15 protein-coding genes are annotated in these 17268 nt (G+C 73.1%); 4 read left to right on the plus strand and 11 right to left on the minus strand.

Annotation, left to right across the window (positions count from 1 at the left end):
- Positions 1-133: 133 nt before the first annotated feature.
- Positions 134-490 carry a MerR family transcriptional regulator gene (locus ACGFIS_RS23490; RefSeq protein ID WP_392911956.1) on the plus strand — a complete coding sequence of 119 codons (357 nt, stop codon included), beginning with the start codon at positions 134-136 and terminating at the stop codon, positions 488-490.
- Positions 491-531: 41 nt separating this feature from the next.
- On the opposite strand, the gene ACGFIS_RS23495 is transcribed toward ACGFIS_RS23490, so the two are convergent.
- From ACGFIS_RS23495 to ACGFIS_RS23525, 7 genes are all read right to left on the minus strand, one after another.
- A complete protein-coding gene (locus ACGFIS_RS23495; protein ID WP_392911954.1) occupies positions 532-1203 on the minus strand; it encodes a response regulator in 672 nt (223 codons plus the stop codon).
- Positions 1204-1221: 18 nt separating this feature from the next.
- The gene (locus ACGFIS_RS23500) at positions 1222-2868 is read right to left on the minus strand and encodes a sensor histidine kinase (protein ID WP_392972462.1); all 1647 of its coding nucleotides are present in this window, start codon (positions 2866-2868) and stop codon (positions 1222-1224) included.
- Between the two features lie 385 nt (positions 2869-3253).
- Positions 3254-4324 carry a cation diffusion facilitator family transporter gene (locus ACGFIS_RS23505; protein ID WP_392972464.1) on the minus strand — a complete coding sequence of 357 codons (1071 nt, stop codon included), beginning with the start codon at positions 4322-4324 and terminating at the stop codon, positions 3254-3256.
- Between the two features lie 2 nt (positions 4325-4326).
- A complete protein-coding gene (locus ACGFIS_RS23510; protein WP_392972466.1) occupies positions 4327-5508 on the minus strand; it encodes an SIS domain-containing protein in 1182 nt (393 codons plus the stop codon).
- Entirely contained in the window at positions 5505-5687 is a 183-nt protein-coding gene (locus ACGFIS_RS23515; protein WP_392911946.1) for a Trm112 family protein, read from the minus strand. The genes ACGFIS_RS23510 and ACGFIS_RS23515 overlap by 4 nt, the downstream gene beginning before the upstream one ends.
- A 53-nt stretch (positions 5688-5740) precedes the next feature.
- Positions 5741-7096, minus strand: a complete 1356-nt coding sequence (locus tag ACGFIS_RS23520) for a phosphomannomutase/phosphoglucomutase (RefSeq protein WP_392911944.1) — start codon at positions 7094-7096, stop codon at positions 5741-5743.
- A 215-nt stretch (positions 7097-7311) separates the two neighbouring features.
- The gene (locus tag ACGFIS_RS23525) at positions 7312-7692 is read right to left on the minus strand and encodes a DUF3499 domain-containing protein (protein ID WP_392911942.1); all 381 of its coding nucleotides are present in this window, start codon (positions 7690-7692) and stop codon (positions 7312-7314) included.
- A 213-nt stretch (positions 7693-7905) separates the two neighbouring features.
- On the opposite strand from ACGFIS_RS23525, the gene ACGFIS_RS23530 reads away from it, so the two are divergent.
- Positions 7906-8340 carry a metallopeptidase family protein gene (locus tag ACGFIS_RS23530; protein WP_392972598.1) on the plus strand — a complete coding sequence of 145 codons (435 nt, stop codon included), beginning with the start codon at positions 7906-7908 and terminating at the stop codon, positions 8338-8340.
- Positions 8341-8404: 64 nt separating this feature from the next.
- Here ACGFIS_RS23530 and ACGFIS_RS23535 read toward each other — a convergent pair whose 3' ends face one another.
- From ACGFIS_RS23535 to ACGFIS_RS23550, 4 genes are all read right to left on the minus strand, one after another.
- Positions 8405-9916, minus strand: coding sequence for a DUF5719 family protein (locus ACGFIS_RS23535; protein WP_392911940.1), 1512 nt, complete (start codon positions 9914-9916; stop codon positions 8405-8407).
- On the minus strand, positions 9913-13179 hold the full coding sequence (locus ACGFIS_RS23540; RefSeq protein ID WP_392911937.1) for a glycosyltransferase: 3267 nt from the start codon (positions 13177-13179) through the stop codon (positions 9913-9915). Before ACGFIS_RS23540 ends, ACGFIS_RS23535 begins: the two co-directional genes overlap by 4 nt.
- Before the next feature lie 190 nt (positions 13180-13369).
- Positions 13370-13633 carry a WhiB family transcriptional regulator gene (locus tag ACGFIS_RS23545; protein ID WP_021594342.1) on the minus strand — a complete coding sequence of 88 codons (264 nt, stop codon included), beginning with the start codon at positions 13631-13633 and terminating at the stop codon, positions 13370-13372.
- 222 nt (positions 13634-13855) lie between these two features.
- Positions 13856-14842: a hypothetical protein gene (locus ACGFIS_RS23550; protein ID WP_392972468.1), complete on the minus strand. Its 987-nt coding sequence runs from the start codon at positions 14840-14842 to the stop codon at positions 13856-13858.
- A gap of 157 nt (positions 14843-14999) precedes the next feature.
- On the opposite strand from ACGFIS_RS23550, the gene cofD reads away from it, so the two are divergent.
- Together cofD and ACGFIS_RS23560 are read left to right on the plus strand one after the other, a co-directional pair.
- A complete protein-coding gene (cofD, locus tag ACGFIS_RS23555; protein ID WP_392972470.1) occupies positions 15000-15953 on the plus strand; it encodes a 2-phospho-L-lactate transferase in 954 nt (317 codons plus the stop codon).
- Complete coding sequence (locus tag ACGFIS_RS23560; RefSeq protein ID WP_392911928.1) at positions 15950-17236, plus strand: coenzyme F420-0:L-glutamate ligase; 1287 nt, start codon at positions 15950-15952, stop codon at positions 17234-17236. Before cofD ends, ACGFIS_RS23560 begins: the two co-directional genes overlap by 4 nt.
- The last annotated feature ends 32 nt before the right edge of the window (positions 17237-17268 follow it).

Below are 17268 nucleotides of genomic sequence, written 5' to 3' on the forward strand. Positions count from 1 at the left end.
GGGTCGGTGGTGCGGGGTCGGTGCGCAATCCTCGTGTGGACGTGGGGCGTCAACGCGTGAGTCTACGGTCGGCGGGCACCGCCTGGCACGACCGGGGGCGACTTCCTGACACAAATTTGTCAGAATTGGCCCCATGCGCATCACGGAGGCCGCCCGGCGGCTCGGTACGTCACCCCGCATGCTCCGCTACCGCGAGGCCCTCGGGCTGCTGCCGGCCACCCGGGAGGCGGTCTCCGGCAGCGGCCGCGCCGGCGGCCACCGCCAGTTCGGCGACGCCGAGCTCCGTGCCGTCGCGCTCGCCCTCGCGCTGGAGAAGCGCTACGACATCGGCCCCGCCGAGCTGGCGTTCGGGTTGCGCGTCCTGGCCGAACCCCAGGTGCAGGCGCACGTGCGGGAGCTGGGCGAACGCATCGGACGGCTGTCCGCGCCGCCCACCCGCGCACTCGACTTCGAGAAGGAGAAGGCCATGCGCCTACTCCGCCGGCGGTAGGGCGCGGGCCGAAATCGCGATCGGCCGGGCCGGGACGGCGATCAACACGCGTTCTCGCCGGGGACGACGACGCCGGACTCGTAGGCGAGCATGACGGCCTGGGCCCGGTCGCGCAGGCCGAGCTTGGTGAAGACCCGCGCGACGTGCGTCTTGACGGTGTGCTCGCTGACGACCAGCCGCTCCGCGATCTCGCCGTTGGACAACCCGCCCGCGATGAGGACGAGCACCTCCGACTCGCGGGCGGTCAGCGTGGACAGCTCCGACGGCGCCTGCGGCCGGTTGCGCCGCTGCTTGGTGAACTCGCGGATGAGCCGTCCGGTGACCTGCGGGGCGAGCAGCGAGTCGCCGCGGGCCACCACCCGGACGGCGGAGACGAGCTCGTCCGCCGTCGCGTCCTTCAGCAGGAAGCCGCTCGCGCCGACGGCGAGCGCCTCGTAGACGTACTCGTCCACGTCGAACGTCGTGAGCACCAGTACCCGGACGCCCTCCGCCCCGGGCAGCGCGAGAATGCGGCGGGTGGCCTCGATGCCGTCCATGCCGGGCATCCGGATGTCCATGACGACGACGTCGGGGCGGCTGCGCTGGGCGATCCGGACCGCTTCGCGCCCGTCGCCGGCCTCGCCGATGACGGTGATGTCGTCCTGCGCGGCGAGCAGGGCGGCGAACCCCGCCCGCACGATCGTCTGGTCGTCGACGATCAGAACATTGATCACCGTTGCCGCCTCACGGGCTCAGCGGCCACCCGGGGGCGCCTCGGAACCGTGTCCACGGGTCGAATTCCCCTCCCTCGTCAGCGGAAGCTCGGCCTCCACCAGGAACCCGCCCTCGGCGGCCGGGCCGGCGGAGAACCGTCCGCCCAGCATCGTCGCACGTTCCCGCATCCCGACGAGCCCGTGTCCGCCACCGGACTCCGGCGCCTCCAGCCGGGTGCGTCCGAGGTCCGCGGACGTCTGGCCCGCGGGGTCCACTATCGCGGTACGGGAGGCGGGGTCGTCGCGGTTCAGGACCCTCGTCGGCGCGGACGCGCCCCGCCCCTCCGGCCCGTGCCCCCGCGGTCCCTGCCCCGCCCGGTCCTGCGCGGGAGGTCCGCTGTCGCGGACGCGGACGGCCAGGCGGTCCGGCAGGAACATCAGGTCGACGTGCACTCCGGAGCCGGGAGCGTGCCGCCTCGCGTTCGTCAGCGCCTCCTGGACGATCCGGTACGCCGACAGCTCCACCGTCGTGGACAGCGCGCGCGGGTCGCCGTGCACGGCGAGGTCGACGCGGCCGCCGGCGCCGCGGTGCTGCTCGATCAGGTCGGGCAGCCGGTCCAGGCGCGGCTGCGGCGAGTTGGCCGCCTCCGGCTCCGGCGCGGCGTCCGCGCGCAGGACGCTGAGCAGCCGCCGCATCTCCACCAGCGCGTCCCGCGCCGTCTTGGCGATCTCGGTGTAGCCGGCGCGGGCCTCGGGCGACAGGTCGTCCATCGTGTACGGGGCCGTCTCCGCCTGCACCGCGATCATGGAGACGGAGTGCGCGACGACGTCGTGCAGCTCGCGGGCGATGCGGGCGCGTTCCCGCATCACCGCCTGCTCCCGCTGGACGGCGGTGAGCCGGGTGAGGGTCTCGTTGGTGCGTTCGGCGGCCTCCGCCTCGGTCCGTCCGGCCGACTCCACGACGCGCCGCGCGTCCCCGAGGCCGATCGCGGCGAGGACGGCGATGAACGCGGCCGGCCACGGGATGTCGTCCAGCGTGTCCGCCGCCAGATAGACGACCGCGAGCGTCGCCACGCTGCCGACCGCGAGGACGCCGGTGGACTGGCGGGGCAGCTGCCGTCCCAGCGCGTACAGCGTGTAGAGGGCCGCGAAACCGGTGGTGATCAGCACGATTTCGCCGGTGAGCAGGTTCGCGGCGACCGCGCCGAGGACCACGGCCGCGACGGGGCGCAGGTTCTCCCGGCGCCAGACCAGCGGGAGCGTCGCCGCGAGCGCGAACCCGGCCGCGAGGCTGATCGGCGAGCCGGCGCGCGGCGCCAGTTCGCCGAGGGCGGCGATGGTGAGGGCGAGACCGGTCAGCGGGGCGAAGTACCAGGAGCCGGCGATCTCCCGCCACGTGTTGATCCACCGGGGCAGCGGCGCCGTCGCCTCCGCGGGGCCGGCGGGCGCTCCGGGGGCACCGGGCATGCCGGGGGACGGGCGGCGTCCCATGCCGCCGTTCAGCCGCACGGCGAGCCGGTCGGCCAGGGGGCGCAGCAGGGTGCCGATGCCGGTCAGTATCCACAGCAGCAGTTGCCCCACACCCGCCACGATCCGGCCGGACAGCCGCCACGCGTGGTGCGCGAGCGCCGGGCCGAACCCCGCGGGGTCGGGTCCGGTCCGGGCCTTGTCGTCGTCGGAGGTCACCCCTCAATAGTGACCGCTGGGGCGTGCGCTTTCCTCACCGCGCGGATGTATGCGGGCGGCGCGAGTCCACCTGGAGTACCACGCGCGTTCCCTCCCTGAGGGGGACGTGCCGGAGAGCGGCGCGAACGTAGTGTCTTAACCGTGACCGCGACGGTGGCCGAGCCGGCGTAGGAGTTTTCGGCAAGGCCACCGCGGTCACACCAGAACCGCCCGGTTTCAGGGGTCCGGGCGGGGAGTCATGGGAGCACCTCGCCGGACGGCCGTGGCATGAGCCTCTTCGGAGGCACTCGCCGGTGTCGCCTGGGCTGGGGTCGACCGGCACGGCGGCGGCCGCCCGGCGAGGGGTCCCATGTTCTTCAGCACGCCTGTTCTTTCAAGCTGTCTTTCAGGACGACGCGGGGCTCTCCGGCGTCGTCGCCTCCGCGTCCGGCTCCTGCGCGTCCGGCTCCTGCGCGTCCGGCTCCTGCGCGTCCGGCTCCTGCGCGTCCGGCTCCTGCGGGCTCGTCGCCTCCGGGCTGTCGGCGGGAGCCGGGACGCTCTTGGTCGAGGGCTCGTTCAGCGCCGGCTCCAGGTAGATCAGCTTCGCCTCCGGGATCCGCGCCCGGATCCGGGCCTCGGCCGCGTCGATGCCCCGCGCCACGTCCGCGGCCGTGTCGTCATGGCTGACGGCGATCTTGGCGGCGATCAGCAGTTCCTCCGGGCCCATGTACTGGGTGCGGATGTGGACGAGATGATCGACCTGGTCCACCGACTCCAGCGCCTCGATGATCTGCCGCTCGGTGGCGGGATCGGCGCCCTCGCCGATCAGGAGGCTCTTGGTCTCGAACGCCAGGATCGCCGCGACCACGGCGAGCAGCACGCCGATCGCGATGGTGCCGACGCCGTCCCACACGCCGTCGCCGGTGGCCACGGCCATCGAGACGCCGAACAGCGCGAGGAACAGGCCGACGAGGGCGGCGAGGTCCTCCAGCAGCACCACCGGCAGCTCGGGGGCCTTGGCGCGGCGGATGAACTCCCACCAGGACTGGTCGCCGCGGACCCGGTTCGACTCCTTGATCGCGGTGCGGAAGGAGAAGACCTCCATGAGGATCGCGATGATCAGCACCCCGAACGCCCAGCCCGCGGACTTGATCTCCTCCGGGTGGGAGATCTTGTGGTAACCCTCGTACAGCGAGAAGACCGCACCGACGGTGAACAGGACGACCGCGACGACGAACGCGTAGAAGTAGCGCTCACGCCCGTATCCGAACTGGTGCTGCTGCGTGCGGTCGCGCTTGGAGCGCTTGCCGCCCACCAGCAGCAGGCCCTGGTTCCCCGAGTCCGCCATCGAGTGGATCGACTCGGCGAGCATCGACGACGAACCCGTGAACGCGAACGCGACGAACTTCGACACCGCGATCCCGAGGTTGGCGGCCAGCGCGGCGACGATGGCCTTCGTTCCGCCCTCAGCACTCATCTTTAGGAGATCCTTGCTTTGAGTTCTTGAATGGCCGGCACCGGAGTGGGGTCCACGCCCAGCGCGATAGCCAAGTAAACCGTGACATAGTCCGCCATCGCGATCAGGGTGGCGATTCTTTCCAGCGGATGTTCGCCCCCGGCCCGGATCTCCGTCACCGCCACACCCCGGTCGCGGGCCATGCCGGCGGACGCCTCGCACCGCTTGCGCACCTGCGGATGCTCTTCCACGTCCCGCATGAGGACCAGGTGCAGGCCGTGCTCCGGATCGTCCGTACGGTCACGGAAGAAATAGTCGTCGTCCGGGGGCGTGGGGGGCGACCCCCACGATGACCCGTCCGGGTCCGCCGGGGAGCCGCCCCGGGCGAAGAAGCCGTCGAACGCCATCACCTGGTTGTGGTCCGCCTCGGGAACCTCGCCGAAGACGCCCGGGTACTTGGCGTTCTCGTTGAGCTGGCAGCACAGCCGGTAGGCCGCCGTCCCGGCGAGCGCCGACGACCCCCACACCAGCGGCACGTCGCCCGCCAGATCGAGTGCGATCCGCTTGGCCGGGTTGACGAACGGCTCGCTGGACGGACGGCACCGGTGTGCGACGTCCTCCAGCAGGACGGCGGTGGACTCCAGCACCGCGTCGGACACGTCCGCCAGGCCCAGTGCGCGGACGGCGAGGATCAGCGGGATCGTCAGGCCCCACAGCGTCGACCGCGGCTGGCCCGCCGACCGCACCGGCACGAACATCCCGCGGCTTCTGTCGGACAGGCCCGCGAGCGGCGAGCCGGCACCGCCGACGAACAGCAGCCTGCATCCCCGGCGGGCGGCCTCCGCGGCGACCTCAAGGGTCTCCTCCGTCTCCCCCGAGCACGACACCGCGATGACGAGGTCGGCGGCGCCCACCCAGCCGGGCAGCCGGTAGCCGCGTACCGTCGTCACCGGGACCGCGCAGCCCACCCCGCACACGGCGGCGAGGACGTCGCCCGACAGGCCCGAGCCGCCCATGCCGGCGACCACGATCGCGCGCGGCCTGCCGTCCTCGGCGAGCCCGGCGACGCCCGCCTCGGCCGCAGCCCGCTGCGCCTCCCGCACCTGCGCCGCCGACGACGCGACCTGCCGCAGCATCCCGCCGGGATCGGCCGCCTCGGCCGCCGCCCCGTCCTCCAGCCGCGAAGGGTCCGGCCCGTCTGTCACGGGGCGGGCGTCCTGGCCTCGTCGACCAGCAGGACGGGGATGTCGTCGCGGACGGGGTAGGCGTAGCGGCACGAGCCGGTGCACACCAGTTCGGCGGCGTCGTCGTCGGCACGGAGGTCGCCGCCGCAGTTGGGGCAGGCGAGGATCTCCAGGAGCCAGGGTTCGAGCTTCATCGTCATCGCAGCGTCACTTTCCTCAGCAGTCATTTCCGGCCGGTCGGTTCCCCGGCCGGTCACTTCTCCCTGACCAGCGCCAGGACCTCGTCACGGATCGCCGCCATGGTCGCGTCGTCGCCCGCCTCCGCGTTGAGGCGCAGCAGCGGCTCGGTGTTGGACGGCCGCAGGTTGAACCACCATCCGGCGGCCTGGTCGCCCACCGTCAGGCCGTCGAGTTCGTCGATCGTCACCCCTGGCCGCCCGGCGAAGGCCTCCCGGACCTTCGCGGCGGCGCCCGCCTGGTCGGCGACCTCGCTGTTGATCTCGCCGGACGCCACGTAGCGGGTGTACTCGCCGAGCAGTTCGGAGAGCGGTCCGTCCTGCCGCCCGAGCGCGGCGAGGACGTGCAGCGCCGCCAGCATGCCGGAGTCGGCGAACCAGAAGTCGCGGAAGTAGAAGTGCGCCGAGTGCTCGCCGCCGAACACCGCGCCCGTCTCCGCCATCGTCTGCTTGATGAACGAGTGCCCGACGCGCGTCCGGACGGGCGTCCCGCCGTGCTCGGAGACGATCTCCGGGACGGCCTGCGAGGTGATCAGGTTGTGCACGATCGAGGAGCCGGGATGCTTGGCCAGCTCGCGCGTCGCGACCAGCGCGGTGATGGCGGACGGGGCGACGATCTCGCCGCGCTCGTCCACCACGAAGCAGCGGTCGGCGTCGCCGTCGAACGCCAGCCCGATGTCGGCGCCCGTCTCGCGGACCTTGGCCTGCAGGTCGCGCAGGTTCTCCGGCTCGATCGGGTTGGCCTCGTGGTTGGGGAACGTGCCGTCCAGCTCGAAGAACAGCGGCACCAGGTCGATCGGCAGGCCCTCGAACACCGGCGGGACGGTGTGCCCGCCCATGCCGTTGCCCGCGTCCACGACGACCTTGAGCGGGCGGATGGACGACAGGTCGACGAGCGTCTTCAGGTGGTCGGCGTAGCCCTTGAGGATGTCGCGCCGGGAGACCGTGCCGGGCTCGCCGTCATAGCGGGGGACGCCCTTCTCGATCATTTCGCGGATGTCGGCGAGGCCGGTGTCGCGGCCGACGGGCCGGGCGCCCGAGCGGCACAGCTTCAGCCCGTTGTACTTGGCGGGATTGTGGCTCGCGGTGAACATCGCGCCGGGCAGGCCGAGGTTGCCGCTGGCGTAGTAGAGCAGGTCGGTGGAGCCGAGTCCGGCCTCGATCACGTCCGCGCCCTGGGACGTCGCGCCCCGCGCGAACGCCTCCGACAGCGGAACCGACGACTCGCGCATGTCGTGGGCGGTGACGATCGCGCTCGCCCCCGTCACCCGGACGAACGCCGCGCCCGCCGCCTCGGCGGTCTCGGCGTCGAGTTCGTCCGGTACGACACCGCGGATGTCGTACGCCTTGAAGATCTTGGCGAGGTCGCCCACTCCTGCTCCCTGTCCAGAAGAACCCGGCCCAGAGGAACCCGGTCCGGAAGAGCCCGACCCGGGCGGACACCGCCCGGAAAGACCCCTGCTTGCATGAACGCCGCCGGAAGAAGCGACAGGGACACGAGCCTACCGAAATGGGCGGCCGCCACCGGCCGGGGCATCGTCGCGGGGGCGGCGCGGTCCCGGGGCGGAGGTCTCCCGTGGTGGTGCGGTCACTCCTGGCCGGGCTGCGTCGCCGCGGGCTCCGAGCGGAGCACCCGCAGGTGGCCGCGGCGGCCGACCTCCGTGCCCTGCCCGACCGGCTCCTGGCCCGGTCCAGGGGCGGGCTTGGCGGCCTCGCGGACGGCGTCGGCGAGGGCCTCCAGGTCGTCCGCGCTGGGCTCGGACTCCTCCTCGACCGGCAGCCGCACCAGTTCCCAGCCCATCGGGGCGGTGAGCCGCTCGGAATGCTCTGCGCACAGGTCGTAGCAGTGCGGCTCTGCGTACGTGGCTAGGGGCCCCAGTACCGCGGTGGAGTCACGGTAGACGTACGTGAGCGTGAACACTGCCGGCGCCTTGCAGGCGGTGCGGGAGCAGGTACGGACGGGGCTCACGATGGCTGACCGTACCTCCCTCCCACCGGCTCCGCCACCACCCGGGCGCACGTGTCGCCGTTACCGGGCGATTTCCGGGGTAACAACTACATTCCGTGTGGTCTCCGACCCTCACCGTGGGGTGTCTGGACGGCGGCGGTGCCCGGACGTAGCCGATGGCCGCTCGCCGGGGACAGGCGGCGGCAGAGGTACTCTTGAGGCGTGCGATCCCGTGTGGCAGGCGTGCGGCGTCGCGATCGGCACGGTCGTGGCGTTCGCGGCCCTCTGACACCCCCGCAGGCGCCGATCTCACGCACCCGGGCGGAACGGTTCGACGACCTCGTGGACGACGAGGTGCGCCGGCTGGGTCTGCGCTGGGGCCGGGAACTGGCGAAGGTACGGTTCACGGTCGAGGAGGTACCGGGCGTCGAGCCGTGGTTCGAGGGGCCCGTCCCGCTCGGCCAGACCATCCCCGGCGACGGCGACCAGACCGGTGACGGCGAGCGGCGGGTGCGCATCGTCGTCTTCCGCCGTCCCATCGAGGCCCGTGCGACCGGCGAGGCCGAACTGGCCCGCATGATCCGCGACCTCCTCGTCGAAGAGGTCGCCGACCTGCTGGGCCTCTCCCCCGAGTTCGTCGACCCCGGCTACGACTCCCCCGACGACTGACGGGCGTCCGACGGCGTCTGACGGCGCCTGGAACCGACAAGACCGGCCCGCCCGATGGGGCCGGTCACTCGCCGGGGATGAGGGCGCTCTGGGAGCCGGCCGTGTCGGGCAGGTGGACGGTCGTGGACGCGGGGACGATCGGCAGGACGGTGAACAGGTACTCGTCGCCCTTGCCCGTGGAGAGGATGCGGGAGGCGTGGACGGGCGCCGAGCCGGGCTTCGGGATGATCACGGCGCCGTAGGCCGCGTCGTCCTCGGCGTCCCCCGACGGGGCGGTCAGTTCGGTCCGCACGGTCCGGCCGGCCGGGATCCTGATCTCCTGCGGGCCGCTCGCGCCTTCGGCGTTCATGGTCCTGATCTGGACGGCCGCCGCGCCGGCCGGGGCGGTCAGCACGAGGGCGGAGTCGAACCGGTTGTCGGCGACGATGCCGGGGCCGGACCCGGTGAGCGGCCGGGTGGCGGCGCCGTAGGCGGCGTCGGCGCCCCGCTCGGCGGCGAAGCCCGCGAGGATCGGGCGGTCGGCGACCAGCCGGACGGCGGCGGTCTTGCCGAGCAGCGCGCGGTCGAGGGCGACGGACGTGACGGTCTTGGCGGGGGCGTCGAGAATGTCCTGGCCCTGCGGCGCGAACGCACCCTCCGGCGTGATCACCTGCACCCTGATCCGCGCGTCGGCCTCGCCGGGCACGGCGACCATCAGGCGGCGTTCGCCCGAGCCGCCCGGGACGCCGGGCAGAAGCAGGGACGAGGCGGGGGCCGGCGACTGCGGCAGCCACTCGATGCCCTTCTCCTCGCCGATCCGGACGCGCAGGGACGCCGCGACGCGGCCGCTGGTGGTGCGGACGCGCAGCGACAGGTCGGCGGCGGTCTTCACGATGTCGCCGAGTCCCTCCGCCGACTCGCCGATCTTCACGACCTTGGTGGTGCGGGGGTCGACGCGGGTGCCGCGGCCGTCGATGGTGTCGAGGGGGCCTTCGCCGGACAGGGCGGTGAGGTCCACGGACGCCGGCTGGGAGTCGACGTTGGTCAGGTAGAGGTCGAGTTCGTCGGCGGAGACGGGTCCGGGGCCCATGAACCACAGGTCGGTGCCGGGTGAGGCGCAGCGGGCGCCGGCGAGACCCCGGTCGTCGCCGTCGTCCCGGTAGGTGGTCTGTTCGGCTTCCAGGCCGGCGGCCATGGCTCCCGTGGCGCGGACGGTGTAGGAATCCCCGCCGGACTCGGTGTCCTTCTCCCAGAGCCGGCCGGGCGAGGACAGGGAAGCGAGCGCGGAGCCGCCCTTGGTCGGCGTCATGGCGACGCTTCCGCCGGCCTTCCTGTCGGGAAGGGACTGGACGGCCAGGCGTCCGCCTTCGTGGCCGGGGCAGACCATCACCGCGGTGGTGACGGGGGCGTCCCGGCCCTTCTCGGAGGCTTGCCCCGGGCGGGAGAACGCCGCGGCCCCGTACAGCGCGGCCAGAGCGACGAGCACGAGGGCGGCGGAGGCGTAGCGCAGGCTGAGGAGGCGCAGGACCTTGTCCAGGTCCACGTCCGGCTTCAGGTTCGGCTTCAGGTTCGGTTTCAGGTTCGGTTTCAGGTTCATGACACCTCCTCCGGGCTTCGCTCTTCGACGGGCTCGGGGGGCGGGTCCTCGTGCCGGGCGCGGGAGTGGCTTCCGCGTCGTCGGCTCCGCCGTACACGGCGCCGTTCGCGTTCACCGGCGAACGGCAGGTTCTCGGCCTGTGCGCCGGGGAGCGCCAGGGCGGCCACCAGCAGGACGGCGATGCCCTGGACGACGAGCCACATGTGGCGCATCGTCATGGACCTGGTCAACCGGAACTCTCCTCCGGCGGCTGGGATGTCGTAGCCCTGCGCCCAGCCGTCCACGGTCCGTTCCTTGACGTCCTTGCCGTTCAGGGTCGCTCGCCACCCGCCGTCGGCGCGTTCGGCCAAGAGGAGGGTGCGTGTGCCCGTTCCCGGGGGTATCTGCACTCGGGCGCCGATCCTGCCTGCGGGAAGCGGAGTGAGGGTGGACCCTTGCAGGAGCATCATCCGGGCGGACGACGACTGGAGTCTCCACACCGCGAACGTCTCCGTACGGCTGAGGCGGGTCAGTTCGGGGGCCGCGTCAAGGACCTTGGTGATGGGATCCGTCCTCGGGTGCGGCACCAGCAGGTACTGGACGCCCATCCGTGTCAGTGCGGGCCCGGCATCGCCCTCCCGCCCGGCGACCAGACCGGCGACGAGGTCGTCCAGGCGGTCGCGGGCCCGGCCGCCGTCCATGACCTCTGATTCACCGATCCTCGGACGTGCGTCTCTGAGGAGCGTGTAGGAGACACGTCCGGTCGGCTCTCTGTGCAGGACCAGTGTCCGTTGCCCGCCGGGGGCGTGCACGAATGCGGGGACCGTGTCCGGGTCGAGTCTGGCGAGCGGGCCGCCCGCGCCCCCGGCGACCCAGAACCCGGCGGCCAGGACGGGGGCGGTGAGCGCGGCGAGGACCACGACCGCCCCTCCGGCCCGGTAGATCAGATGGTTGCCCGCGAGGGCTTCGGTGGCGCGCTGGACGGCCGCGGTCGCGGCGAGCAGGACCCCGGCGCTCGCGAAGACGAGTGCGACACCGGGCCAGGCGGGCGCCTCGTCCGCTCCTTTGGTCACGGTGGCCGCGCTGGTAAGGATCGCGACGAGCAGCCCGAAGATGGCCAGCAGCCAGCCGGCCAGCACGGCGCTCCGGCGGCTGCGCAGCGGCAGCGCGCAGACGGCGACCGCGAGCAGCCCGGCCAGCGCCCACCGCGCGGGGGTGCCGGGGCCGCCCGGGTCGAGCGCGAGGAGGTCTGCCGCGGTGGCGGGCTCGAACCGCCGGTGCAGACCCGCCTCCGTCAGGAACCGCGACGGGTTCAGCAGGAGGCCGGCCGTCCACGGGAGCATCAGCAGCGGCGGGACGCCGAGCGCGATGGCGAGGTTGCGGCGCCCGTTCCGTCCCGGCCGTTCGAACAGCGCCCACACCATCGCCGCGGCCACCACGCCGATCAGCCAGGTGAGCGGGACGAACGCCATCGCGACGGCCAGCAGCAGCGCGACCGTCCACGCGGACCGCCCCTCGCGCTTGCGCCGCGTCCGGACGTCGGAAACGGCGGAGCGCGGGAACCCGTACACGCGGGCGGCGTGCACGGCGATCAGCGGGAGCAGGACGAGGACGACGGCGGTGCCGAGCCGTCCGCCCGCGACGGCTCCGGTGGCGGCGGGCAGCAGCGCGTACACGGCGGCGAACCACGCCCGGACGGCGGTGACGGGGACGCGGCGGCCGCTCGCGCGGGCGCGCCGCCCGGTGCGGGGCGCCTCGGCCACCAGCAGCCGGGACGCGCGGTAGGCGGTGAGTCCGGCGAGCGGCACGCTGCCCAGCAGCAGGACCGACACCGCCAGCCACGGTTTCCCGAACAGCACCGTGGACAGGACGGCGAGGACCCCGATGTAGGGCGGGCTCCCCGCGTCGCTGCCGAGTCCGACCGGATGCCAGCCGGACAGGTACTGCGCCCACAGGTCGCTCGCGCCGCCCCACGCGGGGACGAGCGCGCCGCCGCCGAGGTGTCCGGCGGCGGTGAGCAGGGAGCGTTCGGCGGCGATCGCGACGGCGGTCAGCACCAGGACGAGCATGACGCCGGGACGGGCGAGGAACCGGCGGACCGGGCCCGGTTCGTCGGAGATGCTCTCGTCGGCCGGGTCCTCACCGCCGGGGTGGCGGGCCCCGTCGGATCGGTGGGCCCTGTCGGATCGGTGGGCATCGTCGTGCTCGTGGGCGGCGAAGTACTCCGAGATCGCCTCGACCGTCCGGCGCGCCACGACCCACCGGGGCTGGAAACGCCGGACGCTGCGGTGCACGCGTGTGCGGCCGTCCGCGCGGGCGGCTCGTGCCCGCCGCAGCCGCCCCGGGGCGCGCAGCACGTCGCCGAGCGCGCGAACCTCCTCGCGGGCCGCCACCGGCCGTTTGGTGGCCGCCAGGTAGAGCGCGTGAACGAGCGACGCCCAGATGTTGCGGGCCAGCGCACGCAGCATCGCGGGCATGGGCTGGTTGGCGAGCAGCGTGTGGATGGCGTTGCGGCGGTCGCGGCGGGCCGGATGCTCGGCGGTCATGCCGATCTCACGGAGCCCGCGCCGGGACGCCTCCGCGTGGTACACGACGGCGTCGCTCGCGGTGACGACCCGGTGCCCGGCCGCGTGGACGCGCCAGCAGAAGTCGAGGTCGTCGCGGAAGAGGCCGTACTCGACGTCGAAGCCGCCGAGCCGGTCCCAGACGTCGCGGCGGACCAGCATCCCGGCGCTGCCGACGGCCAGCACGTCGCGGACGCCGTCGTGCTGGCCCTGGTCGAACTCGTGCCGGTCCAGGCCCGTCTCGCGGCGTCCGGCGGCGTCGACGGTGACGCCCAGCTCACGCAGGACGCGCCGGTCGTCCCAGTCGCGGACCTTGGGGCCGAGCACCGCCATGCCGGGGTCGGTGTCCGCGGTCCGCAGCAGCTGGGCGAGGGCGTCGTGGGCGGGCTCGCAGTCGTCGTGCAGCAGCCAGAGCCATTCGGTGCGGGTGTTCCCGGGGTCGTCGTCGGGGACCGGGGCGGACGCGGCGTCCTGGCGCAGCGCCTCCGCGACGGCCTCGCCGTACCCGGTGGTGCGCGGCAGCGTGAGGATCGCGGCCTCGCCGACGACCTCGGCGAGCACGGCGGGCCCCCGGTCGCGGCTTCCGGTGTCCACGATGATGAGGCGCTGCGCCGGCCGCGCCTGCGTCAGCAGCGCTTTCAGCGTCTCCGGGAGCCAGCGCGCACCGTCGTGGGTGACGAGGACGGCGGTGACGACGTGGCGATCGAGAGTGGGGGCCAATGATCGCTCGATCTGTGGGACGACGGGTTCGTGGCTGAAATGTCCGTGCCGGACGACGGTGTTGACCGAAACGACATCAGCCGTGCCGACCCTGGGGCCGGCACGGCTGACAACTGTACGCGTGGCCGCGCGGGGCACGCCTTGGATCCCTGGGATCCGGGTGCGCGGCCGCCGTCACCCGCGGCCGCCGCTAGACGGCCTGGCGCTTCAGCTTGCGGCGTTCCCGCTCGGAGAGCCCTCCCCAGATGCCGAAACGTTCATCGTGCTGCAACGCGTACTCCAGGCACTCCGTACGCACCTCGCATGCCCGGCACACCTTCTTGGCCTCGCGAGTGGAGCCGCCCTTCTCCGGAAAAAACGCCTCCGGATCCGTCTGCGCGCACAGTGCGCGCTCCTGCCAGCCCAACTCTTCACCGTCTGTGCCGTGCGCCAGCGGGATGACCACCTCGCTCACAGCGCACCTCCCTGCCCGTGGAACCCCCTGGTCAATGCCGTCCCTCCGGTTTCTTCCCCCGGGAAGGCATTGAAACTACACGGACGAAATTACACGCGTGTAGCGCCCGCCCCGTCAAGCCGGATAGCCATCCAGGGCGACTTAGCGGGTTATGCCGGGATGCACGGGCTGACCCTTGGCTGAAGATCAGTTAATCCGCCGGTCACCGTCGGAGCAGGTGCCTTACTGCGGAGGCGGGGGACGGTTGTCGCGGTACCAGTCGCCGCCGTCGTCGGGACGCTGCTCGCCGCCGGGCGCGGGCTGGGTCCCCTGCGGGCCCTGGTCCTGGCCGGAGCCGCCGTAGGCCCGGGTCCACTCGCCCATCTCCTCCTGCTCGGAGGGGGGCTGCGCGCCCTGCTGCTGCTCGTAGCCCTGCCCGCCGGACTGGTAACCGCCGCCCTGACCGCCGTACTGCTGGTAGTCCTGCTGGCCGTACTGCTGCTGGGGCTGCTGCCCGTACTGCTGCTGGCCGTACTCGCCCTGCTGCTGCTGACCCTGCTGGCCGTAGTGCTGCTCGTAGCCCTGCTGCGCGGCCTGCCGGCCCTCGGCGCCCTGCTGGCCGTACTCCTGGTACTGCTGGTACTGCTGCTGCCCGTACTGCTGCTGCCCCTGCTGGCCGTAGTCCTGCTGGCCGTACTGCTGCCCCTGCGCGCCGGGCTGGCCCTGCTGCCCCTGCTGGTACCCGAAGTCGGGGTAGCCCTGCTGCATCTGCGGCTGGGCCTGCGGACGCGGCGGCTGCATGCCCTGGAAGACGGTGTAGACGTACCAGCCGCCGACACCGACCACGGCGAGCTTCCCGGCGCCGATCAGGAACGCCGAGAGCTTCGTGAGCGCGCCCGCGGACTCGGAGGCGGCGAGCATCCCGCTGAGCCAGCTGACGACACCGAACAGGGCGATGCCGCCGAGGACCCCGAGCGCCCCCATGACGATCGTCCGGGCCTGCGGCGTGGGACGCTCGCCCCAGGTCACCAGCAGGACCGCGAGGACGAGAAGCCCGACGATCCCGATCTGCAGGAACATCCCGTCACGGGTCTCGAGCAGGGCGCGGAAGGTGAAGGTGCCATCGCCGCCCAAGAGCGTGATGATGCCCGCGAGCAGTTGCACGCCCGCCGAGGCGAGCAGTACCCAGGCGGCCGGTTCGCGCAGGCGCTGGACGGCTTCCTTGTTCACGGTGACATCTCCAGTCCGAGGCAGTGCGATTACACGACAAAGCTTTGCATAGTTCGGCGCCGTTCACCCAGTGGGGGCGCGCCCTTCCGCCGCCCGTTCTCCGGGGGCCGGGGGTTCGGCCTGCCGAGGGCCGGGCGACCCCCGTAGGCTTCCGTCCATGAAGATCGTGGTGCTGGCGGGCGGCATCGGCGGGGCCCGCTTTCTACGCGGGCTCCGGTCGGCGGCTCCCGAGGCGGAGATCACCGTCATCGGCAATACCGGGGACGACATTTCCCTGTTCGGGCTGCGCGTGTGCCCCGACCTGGACACCGTGATGTACACCCTCGGCGGCGGCATCAACGAGGACCAGGGGTGGGGGCGGACCGACGAGACGTTCACGGTCAAGGAGGAGCTCGCCGCCTACGGTGTCGGGCCGGGCTGGTTCGGGCTGGGCGATCGCGACTTCGCGACCCACATCGTCCGGACGCAGATGCTGGGGGCCGGATACAAGCTGTCGGCGGTGACCGAGGCGCTGTGCGACCGGTGGAAGCCGGGGGTCCGGCTGATCCCGATGACCGACGACCAGGTCGAGACGCACGTGGTCGTCGAGGACGAGCAGGGCCGGCGCGCGATCCACTTCCAGGAGTGGTGGGTGCGGCTGCGGGCGTCGGTCCCGGCGCTGTCGATCGCGGCGATCGGCGCCGAGGATTCCACGCCGGCGCCGGGCGTCCTCGCGGCCGTCGAGGCGGCCGACATGGTGCTGTTCCCGCCGTCCAACCCGGTGGTGAGCATCGGGACGATCCTGGCGGTGCCCGGCATCCGGGACGCGATCGCGGCCAAGACGGTCGTCGGCGTCTCCCCGATCATCGGCGGCGCGCCCGTGCGCGGCATGGCGGACGCGTGCCTGACCGCGATCGGCACCGAGACCTCCGCGCGGGCGGTGGCCGAGCTGTACGGGCTCGGGCTGCTGGACGGCTGGCTCGTCGACGACGCGGACGCGGACGTCCGGGTGGAGGGCATCGAGGTCCGGCCGCGGCCGCTGCTGATGAGCGATGAGCAGGCCACGGCCGCCATCGCCCGGGCGGCCGTGGACCTCGCGCTGGAGCTGAAGCGGGCGGAGGAGGCCGGGTGAGGTTCGAGGTGTTCGGGGTCGCGGGGCTGCCGGAGGTCGCGGAGGGCGACGACATCGCGGCGCTGATCCCGGCGGACGCGGTGCGGGACGGCGACGTCCTGGTCGTCACGTCCAAGATCGTCAGCAAGGCGGAGGGGCGGATCCTGGTCGCCGGCGACCGGGAGAAGGCGATCGACGCCGAGACCGTGCGGGTGATCGCGCGGCGGACGCACGCGCGCGGCGAGACCCGAATCGTGGAGACGCGGCAGGGGCTCGTCCTGGCGGCGGCCGGGGTGGACGCGTCCAACACGAAGCCGGGCACGGTGCTGCTGCTGCCTGAGGACCCGGACGCCTCGGCCCGCCGCATCCGCGCGGGTTTGCGCGAGCGGACCGGTGCGGACGTCGCCGTCATCGTCTCCGACACGCTCGGGCGGCCCTGGCGCAACGGTCTGACGGACGCGGCGATCGGCGTCGCGGGCCTGGAGCCGCTCAGCGATCTGCGGGGGCGCGACGACGCGTACGGGAACCGGCTCGACGCCACGATCACCGCCGTCGCCGACGAGATCGCGGCCGCGTCGGAACTGGTCAAGGGCAAGCTCGACGGGGTCCCCGTCGCCGTCGTGCGCGGCCTGTCCGGGCTGGTCACGCGGGAGGACGGGCCGGGTGCGCGGGCGCTGATCCGCCCGCCCGACGAGGACATGTTCCGTTACGGGTCGTCGGAGGTGCTGTACGCGCGGCGGACGATCCGCGAGTTCACCGCCGACCCCGTCGACCCGGCGGCGGTGCGCCGCGCGGTCGCCGCCGCGATCACCGCGCCGGCGCCGCACCACACGACGCCGTGGCGGTTCGTCCTGCTGGAGTCGGCGCGGGCGCGGACGCGGCTGCTGGACGCGATGCGCGACGCCTGGGAGGCCGACCTGCGCCGCGACGGCTTCTCCGACGAGTCGGTCACCAAGCGGCTGCGGCGCGGGGAGGTGCTGCGGCGGGCACCGTACCTGGTCGTCCCGTGCCTGGTCATGGACGGTTCGCACGACTATCCGGACGAGCGCCGGGCCCGGGCCGAGCGGGAGATGTTCGTCGTCGCGACCGGCGCGGGCGTGGAGAACCTGCTGGTCGCGCTGGCCGTGGAGGGGCTCGGTTCGTGCTGGGTGTCGAGCACGATGTTCTGCCGGGACGTCGTCCGCGAGACGCTCGCCCTGCCGGACGACTGGGATCCGATGGGCGCCGTCGGCGTCGGGCATCCGGCCGCGCCGCCGCGCGAGCGCCCGCCGCGCAGCCCGGAGGCGTTCATCGAGGTCCGGTGACCCGGCCGGTGACGCGGGAATAGATCGCGCCC

Source organism: Spirillospora sp. NPDC048824 (genome assembly GCF_043198455.1).
Classification (GTDB): Bacteria; Actinomycetota; Actinomycetes; order Streptosporangiales; family Streptosporangiaceae; genus Spirillospora.

What these genes read in the sequence shown, in the direction of transcription:
- ACGFIS_RS23515 (WP_392911946.1), bottom strand. Translation starts at nt 5,687, where the DNA reads ATGACGATGAAGCTCGAACCCTGGCTCCTGGAGATCCTCGCCTGCCCC.
- cofD (WP_392972470.1), top strand. Translation starts at nt 15,000, where the DNA reads ATGAAGATCGTGGTGCTGGCGGGCGGCATCGGCGGGGCCCGCTTTCTA.
- ACGFIS_RS23535 (WP_392911940.1), bottom strand. Translation starts at nt 9,916, where the DNA reads ATGAACCTGAAACCGAACCTGAAACCGAACCTGAAGCCGAACCTGAAG.
- ACGFIS_RS23505 (WP_392972464.1), bottom strand. Translation starts at nt 4,324, where the DNA reads ATGAGTGCTGAGGGCGGAACGAAGGCCATCGTCGCCGCGCTGGCCGCC.
- ACGFIS_RS23490 (WP_392911956.1), top strand. Translation starts at nt 134, where the DNA reads ATGCGCATCACGGAGGCCGCCCGGCGGCTCGGTACGTCACCCCGCATG.